We start from the raw sequence: 20,809 nt of genomic DNA, 5'->3' as shown, positions 1-20,809 counted from the left end.
ATGTTCCCCTCGTTCGACGATCTGATCGCGGACGCCGTGGTGCTCGCACTACCGATGCGAGTTCGCTTTCGCGGCATCACGACTCGTGAGGCCCTGCTCGTTCGCGGCCCGGCCGGGTGGGGAGAATTCGCACCCTTCGTCGAGTACGACGACGACGAGGCGTCGCAGTGGCTGCTCGCGGGTATCGAAGCGGCGTGGCTGGGTCCGCCGCCTGCGCTTCGTGACGCAGTTCCCGTCAACGCGACCGTGCCGGCGATCGACGCGTCTGCCGTTCCGGAATTGCTGGAGCGCTTCCCCGGCGCCCGGACAGCCAAGGTCAAGGTCGCCGAGAAGGGACAGTCGCTGGCGCAGGACGTCGCCCGGGTGAACGAGGTGCGTCGGCACATCCCGAACGTGCGCGTCGACGCCAACGGCGGGTGGAGCGTGGACGAGGCGATCACGGCCTTGCGAGCGATCACCGATGACGGTGAACTCGAATACGCCGAGCAGCCGTGTGCAAGCGTCGAGGAACTGGTCAGGGTCCGCGCCGCGGGGACCGGTGTGCGGATCGCTGCCGACGAGAGCATTCGCCGTGCCGAGGACCCGCTGCGCGTCGTACGAGCGGGGGGAGCGGACGTGGCCGTCGTGAAGGTGCCGCCGCTGGGCGGAATGCGTGCTGTGGTGGCGCTGTCGGCGCAGCTGGCGGACTACGGGGTGCCGGTGGTGGTCTCGAGCGCTCTGGACACGGCTGTGGGGATGTCCGCGGGACTGGCGGCCGCGGCAGCCTTGCCCGCCCTTCCGTTTGCCTGCGGACTCGGTACCGGCGGCCTGTTCGTCCGGGATGTCGCGGTCACCGGGGCAGCTGTCGACGGTGCTTTGTCGGTGGGTGCAGTCGAGCCTGATCCGGTTCTGCTCGAGACGCTGGCCGCGCCCGCGGACCGGCGCGACTGGTGGTTGGAGAGGGCTCGGCGCTGCCATCGGATACTCGGCAGTAGGGACCAGCCGAATTTCGTATAGTCTCGGGCGCGACCTGATGAACATCAGTGAAGAATGAAGGGATCGAAAGTGGTTGCAGCTCTGAACGAAACCCTGCTCGAGGAATCACGGGTTCCCGCGGTCGTCGCGGACGTGCAGACCTTGATCGACGCAGAGGTTTCGGATAAGTCGGGGGCCTCAGGGCTGGCTCTCAAGGGTGGCTACGGCGCGGTCAAGAAGGTGAGCCCGTCCATCGTGCCGGACGCCGTCACCGCGCTTCTGCCGGCTTTCGTGGCAAAGCTCGAGCCGTACTGGCAGGAATTCTCGGCTTCCGGTGAAGGTAGCTTCGCCGATTTCATCAGCGCCCGCGGCGACGCGGTTGCCGATTCCCTCCTCGAGGTGACGGACGAGCGTATCGAAGGTAGCGACAAGGCCGTCGTCAAGTCGATGTACTCGAAGCTGCGCGGTTCGGCGAAGAAGCATGTGACTGCAGCTCTGCCGCGTCTGGGCGATGTGATCCAGAAGCACGCTGCATAAGCGAACGTAAAACGACGAGTGGCCCGGGAGTTTCTCTCGGGCCACTCGTCGTTTTCGGTGCGTTTGTCAGTGAGCCGAATGTCCGTGGCGCCAGAAGCCGGTGAAGGTGATGTCGGTTTTGGCGAACTTCCGGTCGTTCACGAGGTGCCGACGCAGCCCGGTGGTGAGTGCCTGTTCGCCGGCGACAAAGGTGTACGACGGCCCCTCGGGCAGTTCGGCGGCGCGGACGGTCTCGAGGGTCAGAACACCCGGCGTCGCGTGTTCGTCCTCGCGAACGAGCCAATGCACGTTGACGTTCGCCAACTCCGGAATGTCTTGCTTGTCTTCGATGTTCGGAATCTCGACGAAGACCTCGGCACGCAGGTCTGCGGGCGCGGATTCCAGAATGCCGATGATCGCGGGAAGTGCACTCTCGTCGCCGACGAGCAGTTGCCACTTGGCCTCGGGTGTGGGGTTGTAGATGCAGCCTTCGTCCAAGAGGGCGACCTCGTCGCCGGCCGACGCGGTGTCCGCCCACGCGGATGCCGGGCCGATGTCGCCGTGATAAGCGAAGTCGATGTCGATCTCCGTGGTCTCGCCGAAGAGACCGGATCCGGCAGCACGGTAGGCGCGAATCGTGTAGTTGCGCACGACGGGTCGCGTGTCCTTGGACATCAACAGGTACTGCGCATACCAGAGATTGCTGGCCGCGCTCGGCAACCGGAGTTCACTCTGGCCGACCTGCGGGATGAACATGCGGAACCACTGATCGGCACCCATCGGAGCGATGGTGGACAGCTCTTCGCCGGCAATGGTCACCCGGATGAAGCTGGGGCTGATTCGTTTGTTCGCCACGACCTGCGCCGACACGATGCTGCGTGAGGCCGGTTTCACGAACTTGGCGCGCTTGGCCATGACTGGTTGCTCCCTGATTATCTGTTACTCGTACCTAATCAGGTAACCCTAACCTGATTTACGGTCGCTGTGGAGTGGTGGGTCTGTCCTTTTCGACGACTTCGGGAGGAAGACCCCACTGCGCTCGGCCAAGTCGGCTCATCGGTGCGATTGCCGCGAAGTCCGGTAGGCCGTCGTCGGCGACAGCCTCGGGACGTACTGCGACCGCGACCACATTTCCCATCACGACAAATGAATTGCCGACCTCGATGACCTGGTGGAGCGTGCATTCGATGGCGATCGGGGAGTCGGCGACCCGTACGGGGCGAACCCGCTCGCTCGGCTCGCTACGGATGTTCAACTCGAGAAACTCGTCGGCCTCGGCGTCGTAGAAGGCGGAACTCTGGTTCACCACGTCGGCAAGCCTGGCAGTCGCCAGGTTGATCACGAATTCGCCGGTCGCTTCGATGTTGCGCAGACTGTCCTTGCGTCCGACCGACGTGAACTGCACGATCGGCGGCGCCGAACTTGCCACGGTGAAAAAGCTGTACGGAGCCAGATTGCCGACGCCGTCCGCCGACAGGGTGGACACCCAGGCAATCGGCCGGGGGACCACCGAAGCGGTGAGTAACTGATAGAACCGGCGGGGTTCGAGCTCGGCTGGATCGAAGAGTGTGCGCACCCACACATAATGCCGCTGTCCCCGCCCCTGGGCATGCTTGCGCCCGAACATCTGACACTCTTGAAGGCGTGAATCCGTCCACTGCACAAGCCACAGCCGTCGTCGACGAACTGGTTCGTGGTGGCGTGCGTGAAGTCGTGCTGTGTCCAGGCTCTCGCAACGCGCCCCTCGCATTCGCCCTCCAGGCCGCCGACCTCGACGGCCGGTTGCGTCTGCACATGCGGATCGACGAGCGGACAGCAGGCTTTCTGGCACTCGGACTGGCAATCGCCGGGAAACGACCGGTCCCCATCGTGATGACTTCCGGGACCGCCGTCGCGAATCTCGGACCCGCTGTCCTCGAGGCCAACTACGCGCGAGTGCCGCTGGTGGTCCTGAGCGCCAACCGGCCGTACGAGATGCTCGGCACCGGCGCCAACCAGACCGTCGAGCAACTCGGGCTCTTCGGCAGTCAAGTCCGCGCAACCATCAGCCTGGGCCTGGCGGAGGACGATTCGACGCAGAACAGCCAGTGGCGCTCGGCGGTATGCCGGGTCCTCGCCGCTGCCCGCGGAACCCGATCCGGAAATGCGGGTCCGGTGCATTTCGACATTCCACTTCGTGAGCCGCTGGTGCCGGACGTGCACGTGCAGGGACCGGTCCCGGAGGGCCGTCCCGGCGGTGCGGCCTGGACCACCACCCAGAATGCGACGCTCGACGTTCCCGTCGATCTGGATCTCACCGCAGATACGGTGGTCATTTCCGGACACGGCAGCGCACTTCGGCCTGAGCTGGCCGGCCTGCCGACGGTGGCCGAACCGACGGCTCCGATGCACGGGATAGCACTGCATCCACTCGCGCTCTCGCAACTCAAGCCCAAGCAGGCGATCATCACCGGCCGCCCGACGTTGCATCGTCAGGTCTCGAAGGTGCTGGCCGACCCGGGCGTCGACGTCTACGCGCTGACTACCGGGCCGCGCTGGCCGGACGTATCCGGCAACGTACTCGCCACCGGAACCAGAGCAGTGGTCACCGGGACTCCCGATCCCGCCTGGATCGCTCGATGCGCCGCGCTGACCGAACACGCCGAAACTGCCGTCCGCAAGCAACTCGACGCCCACCCCAAGGCCACCGGCCTGCACGTGGCAGCTGCTGTGATGGATGCTCTCGCGGACGGCGACCAGCTTCTGCTCGGCGCATCCAACCCTGTTCGCGACGCGGCCCTCGTGAGCTATCCCAAGCCCGCCGTGCGGGTGCTGTCGAATCGCGGCGTCGCAGGTATCGACGGCACCGTCTCGGCGGCGGTGGGCGCCGCGTTGGCGTACGAGGGCGGCCGGACCGTCGCTCTCATGGGCGACCTGACCTTCCTGCACGACGCGTCCGGGCTGCTGATCGGGACCGGTGAGCCGAGGCCGAGCGACCTCACCATCGTCGTCGCCAACGACGACGGCGGCGGTATCTTCGAGCTCCTCGAACAAGGCGACCCGCAGTACGCCGGAGTCTTCGAGCGAGTCTTCGGAACTCCGCACGGCATGGACCTGGCCGCGCTCTGTGCGGCCTACCGCGTGCCGCACGCAGCGGTCACCGTCGACGCCCTGGCAACGACGCTGGCGCAACCGGCCAACGGCATTCGTGTGCTCGAGGTCGCGACGGATCGCAGTGGGCTGCGCGAACTCCACGCTTCCGTGCGGGCACAGCTGTGACGCAAACGGTTCTGCGTCGCCTCCGCATCGGTGTGCTGGTGGTTGCGGTCGGCATTTCCGTGCTCGCGGTGATTCTGGTTCTCGGTGCCTGGCGCAACGATCGGACCATCGAATCGAACATGGGGACCGCAACCGCCGAGGTGCTCTCGGCGGGCTCGCTACGTTCGGCGATCAGCTTCGTGACACCGGACGGCGCGAATCACAACCCTGAACTCGGCGTGCTCTACCCCACCAATCTGACTGTGGGACAGCGCATCGAGGTGGAGTACTACAGGACCGAGCCCGATTTGGTTCGGGTAGCAGGACGTAACGCGACGGTGGCACTGATCCCGGCCGGATCGGTGATCGTCGTGACATGGCTCCTGGCTGGACCGTCGATCTGGTACCTGCGCAAGCGGGAAGCGCAGGCGGCAAGTTCGGCGCCGGTCGCCTCGAGTTAGTTCGCGCTTCGCCCGAACTTCACACGAACATGACGTGGACTTTTCCTGGCCCTGTCACCGTTCTCGGTGTGAGAGTAGCCATCGTTGCGGAGTCATTCCTGCCCAACATGAACGGCGTCACCAACTCGGTACTACGCGTGCTCGAACACCTCGATCGCACTGGCCACGACGCCATGGTCATTGCGCCGGACACTGTCGGATCCGACACCTCTGCCGCCACCGAACACGAAGGCGTTCAGGTGGTTCGGGTGCCAGCCGTCATGGTGCCCAAAGTCAGTTCACTTCCCGTCGGCCTGCCGCAACCACGATTGACCACGGCCGTGCGGACCTTCGCGCCCGACGTCGTCCATCTGGCGTCACCGTTCCTGCTCGGCGCCGGGGGAGTGGCCGTCGCCAAGCGGCTCGGGATCCCCACCGTCGCGGTCTACCAGACCGACGTCGCCGGATTTGCCGAAAGCTACGGTCTCGGCGTCACCAGTCGCGCCGCATGGGCGTGGACCCGTCGAATCCACAAGAGCTGCAACAGGACCCTTGCGCCCTCCACGTCGGCAGTCGACGCCCTCGAAGAGCACGGCATTCCGCGCGTGCACCGATGGGCCCGCGGCGTCGACGCACAACGATTCGCGCCTTCGCGTCGTAGCTCGGTGTTGCGGCAGTCCTGGATCGGCGACAGCGACCGGTTGGTGGTCGGCTTCGTCGGTCGCCTCGCGCCCGAAAAGCACGTCGAACGATTGGCGGCCCTGGCCGGCGATCCCAGTGTGCAGATCGTCGTCGTCGGAGACGGCCCGGACCGCGAGAACCTACGACGACTGATGCCGGACGCGATCTTCACCGGACAACTCGGCGGTACCGCGCTGGCCGACGCCTATGCGAGCCTGGACGTATTCGTTCACCCCGGCGAGCACGAGACCTTCTGCCAGGCGGTTCAGGAAGCCCTCGCGAGTGGTGTGCCTGTCGTCGGACCGGACGCCGGCGGACCGCGTGACCTGATCTCGCATTGCCGCAACGGCTACCTCCTGCCGACGGACCGGTTCACCGAACTCCTGCCAAGCGCCGTCGACGCACTTCGTCAGCGTGATCTGCGGGTGCAGTTCGGCTCCGCGGCGAGGCGCTCGGTGCTGCACCGGACCTGGCCGGCAATCTGCGAAGAGTTGCTCCGTCACTACGAGGACGTGCAGGGCCTCGGGCGGCGAACGGGTGCCAGAGCAGCCTGAACGCCCTCGCTGCCCGAGGGTTGGTAGCGTTTCGGGTGTGGCCACTACACACGGAACCCGAGCAACTCTCGAGAAGCAACCGCACGAAGTCGCGTCGATGTTCGACGACGTCGCGGAGCGATACGACCTCACCAACACCGTGCTGTCCTTCGGCCAGGACAAGGGTTGGCGCAAGGCCACCCGCGAAGCCCTCGACCTCAAGCCGGGCGAGAAGGTACTCGACCTCGCCGCCGGAACCGGAGTTTCGACCGTCGAACTGGGGCGCTCCGGTGCCTGGTGCGTCGCCACCGACTTCTCCAAGGGCATGCTCAAGGCCGGAATCTCGCGCAAAGTTCCGATGGTCGCCGGTGACGCGATGTACCTGCCCTATGCCGACAACGTGTTCGACGCCGCGACGATTTCCTTCGGCCTGCGCAACGTCTCCGACTTCGAAGCCGGACTGCGTGAGATCGCCCGCGTCACCAAGCCGGGCGGACGTCTCGTCGTCAGCGAGTTCTCGACGCCCGTCTTCGGGCCCTTCCGCACGGTCTACATGGAGTACCTGATGAAGGCGCTCCCGCAGGTCGCACGCACCGTCAGCAGCAACCCCGACGCCTACGTGTACCTCGCCGAATCGATCCGCGCCTGGCCGACCCAGGAAGAGTTGGCCCGCAAGATCGAGGCTGCCGGCTGGAAGAACGTCAAGTGGCGCAACCTCACCGGCGGCATCGTGGCGCTGCATTACGCCACTGCCTGAACTGCTGTGCGCCTTTATCAACCCCCGGCGGTTAATAAAGGCGCACAGCACTTGCTCAACCGAACAGCGGTCGGGAGTCGATCTTTCTCGACGCGGCCCCCGACGCCCGCCAGGCCTTTGCCGTCAGATCGGCGTCGGCGTCGGTGACGAGGTTCCCCATCACCCGAACGGCGACCGTCATCAGTGCCCGTGAGCGCATCGCGATCGGACCCGACGCGGGCAGGAACTGCGGAACCGTCAGCAGGCCTGCGAGCCGGCGCGCGACCGAGAACGCCTGCCCGTAATGCTCCCGAAGCACGGTCGGCCACAGCTCCGTCAGATCGTCGGTGCCGAGCTGTTCGACCACCAGACGTCCGCCTTCGAGGCCGTAGTCGATGCCCTCACCGTTGAGCGGGTTCACGCACGCTGCGGCGTCGCCGATCACGGCCCAGTTGCGTCCGGCGATGTTGGAAACTGCTCCACCCATGGGTAGCAAAGCCGAAGCGACGGAATGTATTTCGCTGCTCCACTGCCACTCGCTTCGGCGCTGATCGGTGTAGAGGTCGAGCAAGGGTCGCAGGGCACCTGGAGCCGGGCGCTTGGACGTCGCCAGTGTCCCGACGCCGATGTTCACCTCGCCGGTGCCGAGCGGGAAGATCCAGCCGTACCCCGCCTGCAACGTGCCCTCGGTGTCCCGCAGTTCCAGATGCGAGGTGATCCACGGGTCGGCGCTGCGCGGCGTCGCGATGTACGCGCGTGCCGCGACGCCGTACGCGGTGTCCCGGTGCCACTGCCGTCCCAGCTTCTTGCCGAGCGTCGAGCGAACGCCGTCGGCGATGATCAGCGTCCGGCAACGAAGAGTGCTTCGTCCCGAGGGGCCGGCGAGTACGACGGCGGCTACTCGATCACCGTCGAGTTCGACGTCGACGGCCTTGGTGCCCTCGACCATGACCGCGCCCGATTCGACGGCGCACCGGCGAATGGCGTCGTCGAGTTCGGTCCGGGGGATCGCACTGCCGATCGGCGGGAACGACGTCCCTGGCCACTCGAGTTCGAGTTCTTGTCCGAAGCCGGACAACCGTAGTCCCTTGTTCGTCGTATGTGACCGAACCCACTCGCCGAGGCCGAGGAGATCCAGTTCGGCTACGGCGCGCGGAGTGAGTCCATCACCACAAGTCTTGTCTCGCGGGAACACGGCAGCGTCCACCAGCACGACGTCTCGGCCGCTGCGGGCGGCCCATGCCGCGGCCGAAGAACCTGCGGGACCTGCGCCGATGACCACAATGTCGGTTTCGGTCGGAAGCGAATCGACGACGGGGGACTGCTCTTCTACGGACACACTCACATCTTCCCAGGCTCGCGATCGCCACCGTGGCGAGGCCGTCCCGAGTGCGAACCGCTAGGTTCACTACCGTGGGAACCGAGCCGTCACTGACGACAGGAATGGGTACTGACATCGTGAGCACCGAAAAGACTGCTGCCGACGCAACCGCATCGAGCACCGTCGTTGCAGGCATCGACCTGGGCGACGAACAGCTCGCCGCAGTAGTGCGTGGTGGACTCTCCGATGTCGAAGAGTTGTTGGTCAGCGAGCTGTCCGACGGAGAAGACTTCCTCACCGAGGCCGCGCTGCATCTCGCGCGAGCTGGTGGAAAGCGCTTCCGTCCGTTGTTCACGATTCTGACCGCGCAACTCGGACCGGTGCCGAACGATCCGTCGATCATCACCGCAGCGACCGTCACCGAACTCGTTCACCTGGCGACGCTCTATCACGACGACGTCATGGACGAGGCGTCCATGCGGCGCGGAGCACCCAGCGCCAACGCCCGCTGGGGAAACAGTGTGGCGATCCTGGCCGGCGACTATCTGTTCGCGCACGCATCACGACTGGTGTCGACGCTCGGACCCGAGGCCGTTCGGATCATCGCCGAAACATTCGCCGAACTGGTCACCGGCCAGATGCGCGAGACGATCGGCGTCAAGAAGGAGCAGGATCCGGTCGAGCACTACCTCAAGGTCGTGTGGGAGAAGACCGGTTCGCTGATCGCTGCTTCGGGACGCTTCGGCGGCACCTTCTCCGGCGCCGACGCAGCTCACATCGAGCGCCTCGAGCGCCTGGGTGACGCCGTCGGCACCGCGTTCCAGATCTCCGACGACATCATCGACATCTCGTCCGTCTCGGCGCAGTCCGGCAAGACGCCCGGCACCGACCTGCGCGAGGGAGTCCACACCCTGCCCGTCCTGTACGCCTTCCGCGAAGAAGGGGCCGACGCAGATCGCCTGCGGGAGCTTCTCGCGGGCCCGGTTACCGAAGATGCCCTGGTGGAAGAGGCCCTCGAACTGCTCGAGCGTTCGCCGGGCATGGTCAAGGCGAAGGCAAAGCTCGGCGAGTATGCCGTCGCGGCGAAAGCTCAGTTGGCTGAGCTCCCGCAGGGACCGGCCAACGAAGCGCTCGTGCGTCTCGTCGATTACACGATCGAACGAGTCGGCTGACACCTCGGCGAATCGGGGCTACCGGGTGGAAACCCCGACAGTCACTGGGTGGGAACCCTGATGACCCTGTCCTTCGTTGACTGAACAGAACCGGTGCATACACCGGGGAGTTCGGGTGAGCCTTCGGCTCCAGCGAGGCAAGAGGTGAGCGGTTTGCACGGCTACGCGAACGGTGCGAAGACATTCGGCTTGTTGGTGGCGATGTCGGCGCTGATCGTCTTCATCGGCTCGCTGTTTAACAGCCCGTTCCTTCTGTGGGGATCCGTTCTGTTTGCCGTCGGCATGAATGCCTACGTGTACTTCAACAGCGACAAGCTGGCGCTTCGATCGATGCGCGCCCAGCCCATCACCGAGGTCGAGGCACCGGCGATCTACCGGATCGTGCGCGAACTCGCCACGACGGCGCACCAACCGATGCCCAGGCTGTACGTCAGCCCCACGAACGCCCCGAACGCGTTTGCCACCGGTCGTAGCCCTCGGCATGCCGCGGTATGCGTGACCAGCGGCATCATGCAGATCCTGAACGAACGCGAACTGCGTGCCGTGCTCGGGCACGAACTCTCCCACGTTTACAACCGGGACATTTTGATCTCGTCCGTGGCCGGCGCGATGGCCAGCGTCATCTCTGGCCTGGCCAACTTCGCGATGTACGCGAGCATCTTCGGCGGCCGAGGGAACGGGCAGGGAAGCAATCCGATCGCGCTGCTGCTCGTCTCCCTGCTGGGACCGATCGCGGCAACCGTGGTCAAGCTGGCCGTTTCGCGCTCTCGCGAGTACCAGGCGGATCAGTCGGGAGCCGAGCTCACCGGTGACCCGCTGGCGTTGGCGTCGGCGCTGCGCAAGCTCGAGTCGGGCGTCGCAGCCGCGCCGTTGCCGCCTGAGCCCAAGCTCGCGGCGCAGTCCCACCTGATGATCGCCAACCCCTTCAGAGCGGGCGACAAGGTCAGCAAGCTGTTCTCGACGCATCCGCCCATGGCGGACCGGATCGAGCGTTTGGAGAAGATGGCGGGGATGTAGGGGCCTTCGGCCCCTGTGAGCCTTTCTGGTCGTCGGAACTACCAAAAAGGCGCACAGGGGCGCAGCCCCTACTACCGGTAGTTCACGAACTGCAGGGCGATCCCGAAGTCCTCACCCTTGAGCAGGGAGATGACGCCCTGGAGGTCGTCGCGCTTCTTGCTGCTCACACGAAGTTCCTCACCCTGGATCTGCGCCTTGACGCCCTTGGGGCCCTCGTCGCGAATCTTCTTGGTGATCTTCTTCGCGTTCTCGCTGCTGATGCCCTGGACCAAGGTTCCGGACAGCTTGTAGATCTTTCCGGACTGCGCCGGCTCGCCGGCATCGAATGCCTTCAGCGAGATGTCACGACGGATCAACTTCTCCTTGAACACGTCGAGGGCGGCCAGCAGTCGCTCCTCGGTGTCGGCGTTCAACGTGATCGTCTCTTCACCAGACCACTCGATCGACGCTCCCGTGTTTCGGAAGTCGAAACGCGTGGTCAACTCCTTGGCAGCCTGATGCAGGGCGTTGTCCACCTCTTGACGGTCAACCTTGCTCACCACGTCGAAGGACGAATCAGCCACTTCACACTCCCGCTTTCCGGTAGTTCACGAACATCGAGTTCCGCCCACCTTCCATACCGGTGGACACCTCGACGTTATCGGGTCGGCACCGCCCGTTACCACCCGGTTTGCAAAATGGGGGTGTGTTCGTTGTATTCTTCTCACCGCACCGAGGAAGCCGTTTTCGGCCGCCGCACGTCGCGATATACTTGCGAATGCGCCGGATCGAAGCCTGGTGCAAGCACGGCAGATTGCCCGAGCGGCCAATGGGAGCGGACTGTAAATCCGTCGGCTTATGCCTACGTAGGTTCGAATCCTACATCTGCCACACCAAGTCAGCCCCGATTCTCTTCGCGAGAGTCGGGGCTGACTTTTTTTGTGCGTGTACCGAGGTCGAGCGCGCGTTGGCGACGCAGGCGCCGGCTTCGGCTCAGGGGTGTCGGGGGTGTCGGGGGCTCAGGGGCCTCGGGATGGGCACCGGGGGATGGTTTCAGGGGGAGTGCAGGGTCGAGACTGGTTCCCGCAAAGCCCTCGCCAGCGGCCCCGATCGGTGCAACAATGGGCTCCGGCACCATTTTTGCCCCGATGACCAGCGGATTTGGTGCTGGCGCTCGTTCGTGTGTAATCTTTCGGAGGCTTCAAGAGAGCGGCAACGCGCTCCTGAGCCACGCCCCCTTAGCTCAGTCGGTAGAGCGTTTCCATGGTAAGGAAAAGGTCAACGGTTCGATTCCGTTAGGGGGCTCGCTGGATTGTGGTGCCGTGCTTTCCGCGCGACACTCGACACCGAGGCGGTGTAGCTCAGTTGGTAGAGCAAACGACTCATAATCGTTGCGTCGCCGGTTCAAGTCCGGTCACCGCTACACAATATGCATGATCCACCCTGATTGCTCGTAATCAGATACACCCGAAAGAAGGCATCCCGTGGCCTCCTCGACCGACGTTCGGCCCAAGATCACCTTGGCCTGCGAGGTATGCAAGCACCGCAACTACATCACCAAGAAGAATCGGCGCAACGACCCCGATCGCCTGGAGCTCAAGAAGTTCTGCCCCAACTGCGGAACCCACCAGTCGCATCGCGAGTCGAAGTAGTAAGTCCTTAACAGGACGACGATTTTCGCGGAAGACCCTCTCTGGGCCTGCGTCTTCGGGTCCTAGCTAGAAGAGAGTCTCACCGCGTGACAGATTTGCAAGAGAACCAGGCAGCGGCCGAGGTCCCTACGGACCCGGCCGCTCATGCCGTCCAGATGGTCGGTCACCACTATCGTGTCGAAGACTTCTACGAGGTCGGACGCGAGAAGGTGCGCGAGTTCGCTCGCGCCGTCCAGGACGCCCATCCCGCGCACTACGACGAGTCGGCAGCCAAGGGCCTCGGATACGACGGCCTGATCGCTCCCATCACGTTCGTCGCCATCGTGGGTGCCATTGCTCAGCGACGTCTGTTCGAAGAGATCGTCACAGGCTACGACTTGAGTCAGATTCTTCAGACCGATCAGCGCTTGGTGCTGCACAAGCCCATGCAGGTCGGTGACCGACTCTTCTGCGACGTCTTCCTGGATTCGTTCAGGCAGGCCGCAGGTAGCGACATCATCGTGACCAAGAACATCATCACCGATCAGAACGACGAAGCCGTCGTCACCACGTGGACGACGCTTGTTGCTCGAACGGGTGGGGAAGTGGACGAGAACATCGCCCACGCAGTCAAGGACGTGATGATGCATGTCGCTTCGTAAATTTTCCGACGTGAGTGTCGGCGAACTTCTCCCCGAGAAGTCTGTCACTCTGACGCGTGGAAACCTCGCCAACTACGCGGGTGTTTCGGGAGATCCCAATCCGATTCACTTCAGTGACGAGGTCGCACGACTTGCCGGCTTGCCGGACGTCGTCGCGCACGGCATGCTCTCCATGGGCATCGGTGCCGGCTACGTCACCGAATGGCTGGGAGATCCGGGCGCAGTGACCGAGTACAACGTACGGTTCACGAGCCCGGTGATCGTGGCAGCCGACAAGGCTGCCGAGATCGAGTTCACCGCCAAGGTGAAGTCGGTCGACGAAGAAAGCAAGACCGCAGTACTGGCAATTGTGGCCAAGTCCGAAGGTAAGAAGATCTTCGGTCGTGCCACTGCCACGGTCCGTCTAGCCTGATCGCAGGGCGGATTGTGTTTGTTCCGGGGCTTTGAAGTACACTGAGATTTCTGGGATTCCTCAGCGCTGCGCGCTGCCCTGAATGTTGCAAGACATTCACCTCGGGTAGCGCGTATGTTGTGTGATCGCAGAACGGTTGATTCAGGCAGGGTCTACCTGTCGAGGTCAACCAAAGGGGCGTAGCTCAACTGGCAGAGCAGCGGTCTCCAAAACCGCAGGTTGCAGGTTCAAGTCCTGTCGCCCCTGCCCCCGGATGCCAGCGACTGAGAGGAACGACGTGAGCGAGGAGCGCGCCAAGCGCGACGCCGACACTTCGGATGCGGAGACTTCACTGTCTGCCGATTCGACCGGTGTCGACGACACTGCAGCTGACGCGACTACGCGTTCCGATCTTTCGTTGGACAAGGACGGTGCCGAAAAGGCTCCCTCCGCATCCAGTGGGGTTTCCAACAAGCCGACCGGCAAGCGCGCTGCACGCGGCGCCTCGGTCAGCGCGTCCACCGTGAAGACTCCGGCCCGGACGGCATCCCGGACATCTTCGGCCAAGCCGACTGCAACGAACCCCGGCAAGAAGCCCAAGGCGAAGAAGGACAACATCTTCAAGCGCCTGCGCAAATTCTTCCGCGAGGTCATCGCAGAACTCCGTAAGGTCATCTGGCCGAACCGCAAGCAGATGATCACCTACACCAGCGTCGTGCTGACGTTCGTGGTCTTCATGGTCGCTTTCATCAGCGGCGTCGATATCGCTGTGATCAAGGGTGTCACCTGGCTGTTCGGCTGATCGCCGTAGCAGTCGGGCGTCTTTGCCTGCGAGCGCGACAAGACCCGACCCGGGTCCGAGTAACGAGAGGAAGCGAGTGCCCCAGTGAGCACCCCCGAGAACGACACGAATGAGGCTTTGGCCGAAGAGCGTGTTTCTGCCGAGGCGGCAGCCGAAGTAGACGTCGTGGTTGCCGAAGGCACCGATGCAGACGTTGCCGAAGGCACTGATGCAGACGCTGCAGCGACCGAGGACGTCATCTCCGACGATGCCGAGAACTCCGACGAGGCCGCTCCCGCCGCCGAGCTCGAGGTCGAGGATCCCGTTGCCGAACTCAAGGCTGCGCTGCGCCGCGCCCCGGGTGACTGGTACGTCATCCACTCGTACGCCGGTTACGAGAACAAGGTCAAGACCAACCTCGAGACTCGCGTTCAGAACCTCGATGTCGGCGACTACATCTTCCAGGTGGAAGTTCCCACCGAAGAGGTCACCGAGATCAAGAACGGCCAGCGCAAGCAGGTCAACCGCAAGGTTCTGCCCGGATACATCCTCGTTCGCATGGAGCTCAACGACGAGTCGTGGGGCGCCGTGCGCAACACGCCTGGTGTCACCGGTTTTGTCGGTGCCACGTCGCGTCCCTCGCCGCTGACCCTCAACGAGGTCGTCAAGTTCCTGCTCCCGCAGCAGGAGCAGAAGAAGCAGCAGGCTGCAGCGGCCGCCGTCGCAGCAGGCGAGGCACCGTCCGAGTCCTTCGGCAAGCCCCTCATCGAGGTCGACTTCGAGGTCGGCGAGTCGGTCACCGTCATGGACGGCCCGTTCGCAACCCTTCCGGCCAGCATCAGCGAGGTCAACGGCGAGCAGCAGAAGCTCAAGGTTCTCGTGTCGATCTTCGGTCGTGAAACCCCGGTTGAGCTCAACTTCAACCAGGTCGCGAAGATCTGACCACCCCAAAACTTGCAATTTGTTCGACGCAAGACACACACCCAAGCTAGAAACTAGGAACTAGAGATGCCCCCAAAGAAGAAGAAGCTCGCCGGGCTCATCAAGCTGCAGATCCAGGCAGGTCAGGCTAACCCTGCACCTCCCGTGGGTCCCGCGCTCGGTCAGCACGGCGTGAACATCATGGAGTTCTGCAAGGCCTACAACGCGGCGACTGAGTCCCAGCGCGGCAACGTTGTGCCGGTCGAGATCTCGGTCTACGAAGACCGGACCTTCGATTTCAAGCTGAAGACCCCTCCCGCCGCCAAGCTGCTCCTCAAGGCAGCCGGCGTCGCCAAGGGCTCCGGCGAACCGCACAAGACCAAGGTTGCCTCGGTGACCATGGATCAGGTGCGCGAAATCGCGAAGACCAAGGCTGAAGACCTCAATGCCAATGACATCGAGCAGGCCGCGAAGATCATCGCCGGCACCGCTCGTTCCATGGGCATCACGGTCCAGGGCTGATAGTCCGCTCCACAGCATTACGTGGGAGGGCCGGCCAGGCCCCGACCACAACTGAACCATTCACCACTGCACAGGTAATTCGCTGCAGTGACAAGTAAGGACAGAACAAATGGCAAAGCGCAGCAAGGCGTACCTCGCCGCCGCTGAGAAGATCGACGCAGACAAGCTCTACAGCCCGCTTCAGGCTGCAAAGCTCGCCAAGGAGACGTCGTCCACCAAGATGGATGCAACCGTTGAGGTTGCAGTTCGTCTGGGCGTCGACCCCCGTAAGGCTGACCAGATGGTCCGCGGAACGGTCAACCTGCCCCACGGCACCGGTAAGACCGCTCGCGTCATCGTGTTCGCTGTTGGCGAGAAGGCAGCAGAAGCCGAGGCTGCAGGCGCTGACGTAGTCGGTGCAGAAGACCTGATCGAGCGCATCCAGGGTGGATGGGTCGATTTCGACGCCGCAATCGCGACTCCTGATCAGATGGCCAAGGTCGGCCGCATCGCCCGTGTCCTCGGACCCCGTGGCCTGATGCCGAACCCGAAGACGGGCACCGTCACGGCGGATGTCACCAAGGCTGTCAACGACATCAAGGGCGGAAAGATCAACTTCCGCGTCGACAAGCAGGCCAACCTGCACTTCGTCATCGGCAAGGCATCGTTCGACGATGAGAAGCTGGTGGAGAACTACGGCGCAGCCCTGGACGAGATCCTGCGTGCGAAGCCCTCGTCGGCCAAGGGTCGCTACGTGAAGAAGATCACGGTCTCGACCACCACCGGTCCGGGCATCCCGGTGGATCCGAACCGTACTCGCAACCTCCTCGAGGATGCTGCAGACGCGTAAGCAGTCCGCATACGAACAAGAAGGCCGGCAGGGATCACTCCCTGCCGGCCTTCTTGTCGTTTCGGGAGAGGGTGATCCCTGCCGGTGGTATCGGTCCATCGGTGGTATCGATCTAACGGTGGCATCATCGGGGTATGCACGAAGCGTTCCAGTTCCTCGGAAACTTTTGGTGGCTGATCTTCGTTTTCGGCGGCACCATCGGTGGGGCGCTGAAAGGTGTCGCGGTTGCCAACGAAAGGCGGATCGAGCGCCGGCAAGAGCGCTTCCGGCTCAAGCAGGAGACCAAGGTCGCCATCGCGCAGGCCAACGCACAACATCACGCCGACGAAGAAACACAGCGCCGAGAGCTGACCAAGGCAATCGAGCAGCACGATGCGGTCGACGCCCGATGGTTCTCGTACGAGCTCGATCCGGTCACACTGCTCGACACTCCGATGATGACGGACATGCGTGAGCCTTTGACGGCCGATTTTCATCGAGCCAAATATCGTGCCGATCTGCTTCGCCCAGGCAATCCGGAGACGATGATCGGCAACCAGCAGGCACAAACCGAGTACCGCGAGGCGGTGCACGCTTACTCGATCGCCTTCGAAATCGCGGAAGCTGAGGCGAAGCGCCGCCGACGGAGCGGATTCACCCTCGACGAACAAGAACGCCTGGTACGGGCGCAACGTCTGCTGCGACTGGCCATGGACGAGGGCGCGACGCCACAGGAACGTCAGAGTGCGTATCGGAAGGCCCACAAGGAACTCGATGGACTGCTGGTGTTGCCGGACCGAGCTCGGGCAGCAATCGAACACAAGATCGCCAGGGCTATCGGCGCTTGAAGAAACCGGGTGCGTGACGAACCCGATTTGGTTATGCAGCGAGCAGTCAGGTAGTCTTCGACGCGGAGTTCAGTGCTGGATATGAACTTCACCCCAAAATCATGTTCTACCCAAGACCGTTGGTGATTGCACTCAGTGATGGGTGTGGTTGAAAGTCCGGGAGTGCCCGGCGGCCCACGTAGGTGAACGAGGTAGGGGGATAGCTTGATGTAGTGGTTCTACAGTTTGCCTGGTTATGCACTGCCTCGCTTTGCATCGTTACGCTGATTCGTAAGCCTCTTCTTCATGTTTCCTCTGTACGCCCCGTGCGCTTGCGCCGGGGCGTTTTGCATGTCGCGGACTGTGTCTTCTCGGGTTCACCCCGATGAGGTGCAGCGGTTCCTGAGTGGGACAACGACTGTCACGAGAGGAGGCGAAGTATGGCAAAGCCTGAGAAGGTTTCCGCAGTTGCGGAAATCACCGAGCAGTTCAAGGGTTCGACCGCCGCTGTGGTCACGGAATACCGTGGCCTTTCGGTTGGCAACATCACGACACTGCGACGCGCTCTCGGAGAAGGTGCCACCTACTCCGTCGCCAAGAACACCCTGGTCAAGCGTGCCGCCGCAGAGGCTGGCATCGAGGGCCTTGATGACCTGTTCGTTGGTCCGACCGCCATTGCATTCATCAAGGGCGAACCGGTCGACGCTGCGAAGGCTCTGAAGAACTTCGCTAAGGACAACAAGGCGCTCATCATCAAGGGCGGCTACATGGACGGCGCTGCGCTGTCCGTGGAAGAGGTCAACAAGATCGCGGATCTCGAATCCCGCGAAATCCTGTTGGCAAAGCTTGCCGGCGCGATGAAGGGCAACTTGGCAAAGGCCGCAGGCCTGTTCAATGCTCCCGCTTCGCAGATGGCCCGTCTGGCCGCTGCCCTGCAGGAGAAGAAGGCTGCAGAAGGCGGAGCCGCAGAGGCCCCCGCAGAGGCTGCCACCGAGGCTCCGGCCGAGGCCGAAGCCGAAAGCTGATCCGCACCCGCGCATCACTGCTATAACCCCGCCCGGTCGCGGATCAGCGACATGGGACTTACAGGAAGGACCGCCACAATGGCGAAGCTCAGCACCGAAGAGTTGTTGGACCAGTTCAAGGAGCTCACCCTCCTCGAGCTCTCGGAGTTCGTTAAGGCATTCGAGGAGACCTTCGAGGTCACCGCTGCTGCTCCCGTCGCCGTCGCCGCTGCAGGCGCACCGGCTGCCGGCGCAGAAGCTGCTGAAGAGCAGGACGAGTTCGACGTCGTCCTCGAGTCGGCTGGCGACAAGAAGATCCAGGTCATCAAGGTCGTCCGTGAGGTCGTTTCCGGCCTCGGCCTGAAGGAAGCCAAGGACCTCGTCGAGAGCGCTCCGAAGGCCATCCTCGAGAAGGTTGCCAAGGACGCCGCAGAGGCTGCCAAGGAAAAGCTCGAAGCTGCCGGCGCAAAGATCGTCATCAAGTAAGACGGTTTTCCCGCTGCTCTTCGCGAGTAGTAACGAAGAGGGCCACTCCCCACGGGGAGTGGCCCTCTTTTTTTGAACTTTTTTCGCGGGTGATATGCCGGAATTCATGCAGGTGGGAGGGGTGTCCGAACTAGGCTGTGATCTGAATTATGCTTCTTCCCTACTCGTTAGTAGTATTCGCAGTCACGGGTACCACTCCCATGCGATAGAGTGACCCAACCCACACGGGTGCATGCATGCAACGGACGTCGCGGAGGTAATGGTGGGAGTCGAGGTAGCGGTACAAGGACTGACAAAGTCTTTCGGGTCGCAGAGGATTTGGCAGGACGTGTCGTTGACACTTCCCGCGGGTGAGGTCAGCGCACTGCTCGGGCCTTCGGGTACCGGTAAGTCGGTGTTCCTGAAGTCCCTGATCGGACTGCTCCGCCCTGAACAAGGCTCCATCGTCATCGACGGCACGGACATCCTGCAGTGCTCCTCCAAGGAGCTCTACGAGATCCGCAAGCTGTTCGGCGTTCTCTTCCAGGACGGCGCACTGTTCGGCTCGATGAACTTGTACGACAACATCGCCTTCCCGCTTCGTGAGCACACCAAGAAGTCGGAATCCGATATCCGCAAGATCGTGATGGAGAAGTTGGACCTCACGGGTCTGGTCGGCGCCGAGGACAAGCTTCCCGGTGAGATCTCCGGCGGTATGCGCAAGCGTGCCGGTCTGGCGCGTGCACTCGTTCTCGATCCCGAGATCATCCTCGTCGACGAGCCCGACTCCGGTCTGGATCCGGTGCGTACGACGTACATCAGCCAAACGCTGATCGACATCAACGCCCAGTCGGACGCGACGATTCTGATCGTCTCGCACAACATCAACCTCGCACGCACGGTGCCGGACAACATCGGCATGCTCTTCCGTCGTCAGTTGGTGATGTTCGGTCCTCGCGAGGTGCTGCTCACCTCGGACGAGCCCGTCGTCAAGCAGTTCCTCAACGGAACGATGATCGGTCCGATCGGTATGTCGGAGGAGAAGGACGAGGCTCAGATGGCGCACGAGCAGGCGCTCGTCGACGCCGGTCACCACGCCGGTGGTGTCGACGACGTCGAGGGCATCGTGCCGCAGATGAAGGCCACCCCCGGAAACCCGGAGCGTCAGGCTGTTCGTCGTCGCCAGGAGCGCGTCCGTCAGATCATGCACACCCTCCCAGCTAACGCACAGGCGGCGATTCAGGACAGCCTCGACGAGGTTGACGGAACTGGGCAGTACGATCCCCAGTACGCCGAAGCGAGCGGCTATCAGGGGGAGTGGAACGACAACTCGCAAGACACGCAGGTCATTCCTGCATACGAGGGCGATCCCTACGGAAACACGACACACGGGCAAGGGTAGGCATATCGGATGGGGGTTACCCGCAACTCGGTTCTGAGTCCGGTCAACGGAGCATTAACTCAGGCCGGAAACATCGTCGAACTGTTTGTCGACGTCGTCAGGAATACGTTCCGGCGTCCATTTCAGTTCCGTGAGTTCATCGAGCAGGCCTGGTTCATCGCCAGCGTGACAATTTTGCCGACGGCATTGGTAGCCATCCCTTTCGGCGCCGTCGTCTCACTGCAGACCGGTTCGCTGATCAAGCAGTTGGGTGCAGAATCGTTCACCGGCGCTGCCAGCGTCCTGGCGGTGATCCAGCAGGGTAGCCCCCTGGTGACAGCGTTGCTGGTCGCCGGTGCGGCCGGATCGGCCGTGACGGCCGATCTCGGTTCTCGAACCATCCGTGAAGAGATCGACGCGATGGAAGTCCTCGGAATCAATCCGATTCAGCGCCTGGTGGTTCCGCGTGTACTCGCGATGGTGCTGATCGCTGTTCTGCTCAACGGACTGGTGTCCGTCGTCGGTATCGCGGGTGGTTACTTCTTCAACGTGATCCTGCAGGGCGGTAACCCCGGTGCCTACATCTCGTCGTTCTCAGCTTTTGCGCAGCTACCGGACATTTGGAGCGGTGAGATCAAAGCCGCGGTGTTCGGTGTCATCGCTGGTGTGATCTCCGCGTACAAGGGACTCCACCCGTCCGGTGGCCCGAAGGGCGTCGGTGAGGCGGTGAACCAGGCCGTCGTCATCACGTTCCTGCTGTTGTTCTTCGCCAATCTGATTCTGACGATGGTGTACCTCCAGATCGTGCCGGCGAAGGGATCTTGACCTAA

At 63.1% G+C, this 20,809-nt stretch carries 24 protein-coding genes and 4 tRNA genes; 24 read left to right on the top strand and 4 right to left on the bottom strand.

Annotated features, from left to right (window positions below):
• On the top strand, positions 1–996 hold the full coding sequence (locus AC1Q6C_RS17135) for an o-succinylbenzoate synthase (protein WP_007728475.1): 996 nt from the start codon (positions 1–3) through the stop codon (positions 994–996).
• Positions 997–1,044: 48 nt separating this feature from the next.
• Positions 1,045–1,491, top strand: a complete 447-nt coding sequence (locus tag AC1Q6C_RS17130; RefSeq protein WP_003941973.1) for a DUF6918 family protein — start codon at positions 1,045–1,047, stop codon at positions 1,489–1,491.
• A 66-nt stretch (positions 1,492–1,557) separates the two neighbouring features.
• Here AC1Q6C_RS17130 and AC1Q6C_RS17125 read toward each other — a convergent pair whose 3' ends face one another.
• Together AC1Q6C_RS17125 and AC1Q6C_RS17120 are read right to left on the bottom strand one after the other, a co-directional pair.
• Positions 1,558–2,385, bottom strand: a complete 828-nt coding sequence (locus AC1Q6C_RS17125; protein ID WP_042453072.1) for a siderophore-interacting protein — start codon at positions 2,383–2,385, stop codon at positions 1,558–1,560.
• 58 nt (positions 2,386–2,443) lie between these two features.
• The gene (locus AC1Q6C_RS17120; protein WP_039972961.1) at positions 2,444–3,046 is read right to left on the bottom strand and encodes a flavin reductase family protein; all 603 of its coding nucleotides are present in this window, start codon (positions 3,044–3,046) and stop codon (positions 2,444–2,446) included.
• A 68-nt stretch (positions 3,047–3,114) separates the two neighbouring features.
• On the opposite strand from AC1Q6C_RS17120, the gene menD reads away from it, so the two are divergent.
• The 4 genes from menD (at position 3,115) to AC1Q6C_RS17100 (ending at position 7,118) form a co-directional block, all read left to right on the top strand.
• Positions 3,115–4,728, top strand: coding sequence for a 2-succinyl-5-enolpyruvyl-6-hydroxy-3-cyclohexene-1-carboxylic-acid synthase (gene menD / locus AC1Q6C_RS17115; RefSeq protein WP_003942063.1), 1,614 nt, complete (start codon positions 3,115–3,117; stop codon positions 4,726–4,728).
• Entirely contained in the window at positions 4,725–5,168 is a 444-nt protein-coding gene (locus AC1Q6C_RS17110; protein ID WP_003941990.1) for a DUF3592 domain-containing protein, read from the top strand. Before menD ends, AC1Q6C_RS17110 begins: the two co-directional genes overlap by 4 nt.
• 68 nt (positions 5,169–5,236) lie before the next feature.
• The gene (locus AC1Q6C_RS17105; protein WP_197523597.1) at positions 5,237–6,382 is read left to right on the top strand and encodes a glycosyltransferase family 4 protein; all 1,146 of its coding nucleotides are present in this window, start codon (positions 5,237–5,239) and stop codon (positions 6,380–6,382) included.
• Positions 6,383–6,419: 37 nt separating this feature from the next.
• Entirely contained in the window at positions 6,420–7,118 is a 699-nt protein-coding gene (locus AC1Q6C_RS17100; protein ID WP_003941879.1) for a demethylmenaquinone methyltransferase, read from the top strand.
• A 55-nt stretch (positions 7,119–7,173) separates the two neighbouring features.
• Here AC1Q6C_RS17100 and AC1Q6C_RS17095 read toward each other — a convergent pair whose 3' ends face one another.
• On the bottom strand, positions 7,174–8,436 hold the full coding sequence (locus AC1Q6C_RS17095) for a geranylgeranyl reductase family protein (RefSeq protein WP_412770931.1): 1,263 nt from the start codon (positions 8,434–8,436) through the stop codon (positions 7,174–7,176).
• A gap of 104 nt (positions 8,437–8,540) precedes the next feature.
• Here AC1Q6C_RS17095 and AC1Q6C_RS17090 point away from each other — a divergent pair, with 104 nt between their 5' ends.
• Together AC1Q6C_RS17090 and htpX are read left to right on the top strand one after the other, a co-directional pair.
• Complete coding sequence (locus AC1Q6C_RS17090; protein ID WP_037129929.1) at positions 8,541–9,590, top strand: polyprenyl synthetase family protein; 1,050 nt, start codon at positions 8,541–8,543, stop codon at positions 9,588–9,590.
• Positions 9,591–9,743: 153 nt separating this feature from the next.
• Positions 9,744–10,607 carry a zinc metalloprotease HtpX gene (htpX, locus tag AC1Q6C_RS17085; RefSeq protein ID WP_230359892.1) on the top strand — a complete coding sequence of 288 codons (864 nt, stop codon included), beginning with the start codon at positions 9,744–9,746 and terminating at the stop codon, positions 10,605–10,607.
• A 71-nt stretch (positions 10,608–10,678) separates the two neighbouring features.
• Here the strand turns inward: htpX and AC1Q6C_RS17080 are convergent, their stop codons facing one another.
• A complete protein-coding gene (locus AC1Q6C_RS17080) occupies positions 10,679–11,170 on the bottom strand; it encodes a YajQ family cyclic di-GMP-binding protein (RefSeq protein WP_003941854.1) in 492 nt (163 codons plus the stop codon).
• Between the two features lie 224 nt (positions 11,171–11,394).
• Here AC1Q6C_RS17080 and AC1Q6C_RS17075 point away from each other — a divergent pair.
• The 16 genes from AC1Q6C_RS17075 to AC1Q6C_RS17000 all read left to right on the top strand — a co-directional run bounded on the left by AC1Q6C_RS17075 (position 11,395) and on the right by AC1Q6C_RS17000 (position 20,804).
• Positions 11,395–11,477 (top strand) — tRNA-Tyr (locus tag AC1Q6C_RS17075).
• 341 nt (positions 11,478–11,818) lie between these two features.
• Positions 11,819–11,891: transfer RNA gene (locus AC1Q6C_RS17070), tRNA-Thr, on the top strand.
• A 45-nt stretch (positions 11,892–11,936) separates the two neighbouring features.
• A tRNA-Met gene (locus AC1Q6C_RS17065) sits at positions 11,937–12,009 on the top strand.
• Between the two features lie 61 nt (positions 12,010–12,070).
• A complete protein-coding gene (gene rpmG / locus AC1Q6C_RS17060) occupies positions 12,071–12,238 on the top strand; it encodes a 50S ribosomal protein L33 (RefSeq protein ID WP_003941903.1) in 168 nt (55 codons plus the stop codon).
• An 86-nt stretch (positions 12,239–12,324) separates the two neighbouring features.
• The gene (hadA, locus tag AC1Q6C_RS17055) at positions 12,325–12,879 is read left to right on the top strand and encodes a (3R)-hydroxyacyl-ACP dehydratase subunit HadA (RefSeq protein WP_019744315.1); all 555 of its coding nucleotides are present in this window, start codon (positions 12,325–12,327) and stop codon (positions 12,877–12,879) included.
• Positions 12,866–13,291 (top strand): (3R)-hydroxyacyl-ACP dehydratase subunit HadB, encoded by a 426-nt coding sequence (gene hadB, locus AC1Q6C_RS17050; RefSeq protein ID WP_047268906.1) that lies wholly within the window; start codon positions 12,866–12,868, stop codon positions 13,289–13,291. The genes hadA and hadB overlap by 14 nt, the downstream gene beginning before the upstream one ends.
• Positions 13,292–13,464: 173 nt before the next feature.
• Positions 13,465–13,537 (top strand) — tRNA-Trp (locus AC1Q6C_RS17045).
• 31 nt (positions 13,538–13,568) lie between these two features.
• The gene (gene secE / locus AC1Q6C_RS17040) at positions 13,569–14,072 is read left to right on the top strand and encodes a preprotein translocase subunit SecE (RefSeq protein WP_064113968.1); all 504 of its coding nucleotides are present in this window, start codon (positions 13,569–13,571) and stop codon (positions 14,070–14,072) included.
• A gap of 84 nt (positions 14,073–14,156) precedes the next feature.
• Complete coding sequence (nusG, locus tag AC1Q6C_RS17035) at positions 14,157–14,993, top strand: transcription termination/antitermination protein NusG (RefSeq protein ID WP_003942049.1); 837 nt, start codon at positions 14,157–14,159, stop codon at positions 14,991–14,993.
• A 66-nt stretch (positions 14,994–15,059) separates the two neighbouring features.
• Positions 15,060–15,494 carry a 50S ribosomal protein L11 gene (gene rplK, locus AC1Q6C_RS17030; RefSeq protein ID WP_003941896.1) on the top strand — a complete coding sequence of 145 codons (435 nt, stop codon included), beginning with the start codon at positions 15,060–15,062 and terminating at the stop codon, positions 15,492–15,494.
• Between the two features lie 109 nt (positions 15,495–15,603).
• Complete coding sequence (gene rplA, locus AC1Q6C_RS17025) at positions 15,604–16,323, top strand: 50S ribosomal protein L1 (protein ID WP_003941982.1); 720 nt, start codon at positions 15,604–15,606, stop codon at positions 16,321–16,323.
• 134 nt (positions 16,324–16,457) lie between these two features.
• Entirely contained in the window at positions 16,458–17,150 is a 693-nt protein-coding gene (locus AC1Q6C_RS17020) for a hypothetical protein (RefSeq protein ID WP_230359640.1), read from the top strand.
• 419 nt (positions 17,151–17,569) lie between these two features.
• Positions 17,570–18,154 carry a 50S ribosomal protein L10 gene (gene rplJ / locus AC1Q6C_RS17015; RefSeq protein WP_003942074.1) on the top strand — a complete coding sequence of 195 codons (585 nt, stop codon included), beginning with the start codon at positions 17,570–17,572 and terminating at the stop codon, positions 18,152–18,154.
• Between the two features lie 78 nt (positions 18,155–18,232).
• Positions 18,233–18,619: a 50S ribosomal protein L7/L12 gene (rplL, locus tag AC1Q6C_RS17010; RefSeq protein WP_003941857.1), complete on the top strand. Its 387-nt coding sequence runs from the start codon at positions 18,233–18,235 to the stop codon at positions 18,617–18,619.
• A 259-nt stretch (positions 18,620–18,878) separates the two neighbouring features.
• Positions 18,879–20,000: an ABC transporter ATP-binding protein gene (locus AC1Q6C_RS17005; RefSeq protein WP_007728450.1), complete on the top strand. Its 1,122-nt coding sequence runs from the start codon at positions 18,879–18,881 to the stop codon at positions 19,998–20,000.
• A gap of 9 nt (positions 20,001–20,009) precedes the next feature.
• A complete protein-coding gene (locus AC1Q6C_RS17000; protein ID WP_003942038.1) occupies positions 20,010–20,804 on the top strand; it encodes an MlaE family ABC transporter permease in 795 nt (264 codons plus the stop codon).
• The last annotated feature ends 5 nt before the right edge of the window (positions 20,805–20,809 follow it).

This window comes from Rhodococcus sp. MT28, assembly GCF_058792695.1.
The sequence above is the reverse complement of the archived record's forward strand: the minus strand, read 5'-3'. Positions and strand labels throughout refer to the sequence as shown.

What these genes read in the sequence shown, in the direction of transcription:
- AC1Q6C_RS17020 (WP_230359640.1), top strand. Translation starts at nt 16,458, where the DNA reads ATGCACGAAGCGTTCCAGTTCCTCGGAAACTTTTGGTGGCTGATCTTC.
- rplL (WP_003941857.1), top strand. Translation starts at nt 18,233, where the DNA reads ATGGCGAAGCTCAGCACCGAAGAGTTGTTGGACCAGTTCAAGGAGCTC.
- AC1Q6C_RS17125 (WP_042453072.1), bottom strand. Translation starts at nt 2,385, where the DNA reads ATGGCCAAGCGCGCCAAGTTCGTGAAACCGGCCTCACGCAGCATCGTG.
- AC1Q6C_RS17135 (WP_007728475.1), top strand. Translation starts at nt 1, where the DNA reads ATGTTCCCCTCGTTCGACGATCTGATCGCGGACGCCGTGGTGCTCGCA.
- rplJ (WP_003942074.1), top strand. Translation starts at nt 17,570, where the DNA reads ATGGCAAAGCCTGAGAAGGTTTCCGCAGTTGCGGAAATCACCGAGCAG.
- AC1Q6C_RS17005 (WP_007728450.1), top strand. Translation starts at nt 18,879, where the DNA reads ATGGTGGGAGTCGAGGTAGCGGTACAAGGACTGACAAAGTCTTTCGGG.
- hadB (WP_047268906.1), top strand. Translation starts at nt 12,866, where the DNA reads ATGTCGCTTCGTAAATTTTCCGACGTGAGTGTCGGCGAACTTCTCCCC.
- AC1Q6C_RS17000 (WP_003942038.1), top strand. Translation starts at nt 20,010, where the DNA reads ATGGGGGTTACCCGCAACTCGGTTCTGAGTCCGGTCAACGGAGCATTA.
- rplA (WP_003941982.1), top strand. Translation starts at nt 15,604, where the DNA reads ATGGCAAAGCGCAGCAAGGCGTACCTCGCCGCCGCTGAGAAGATCGAC.
- AC1Q6C_RS17090 (WP_037129929.1), top strand. Translation starts at nt 8,541, where the DNA reads ATGGGTACTGACATCGTGAGCACCGAAAAGACTGCTGCCGACGCAACC.
- rplK (WP_003941896.1), top strand. Translation starts at nt 15,060, where the DNA reads ATGCCCCCAAAGAAGAAGAAGCTCGCCGGGCTCATCAAGCTGCAGATC.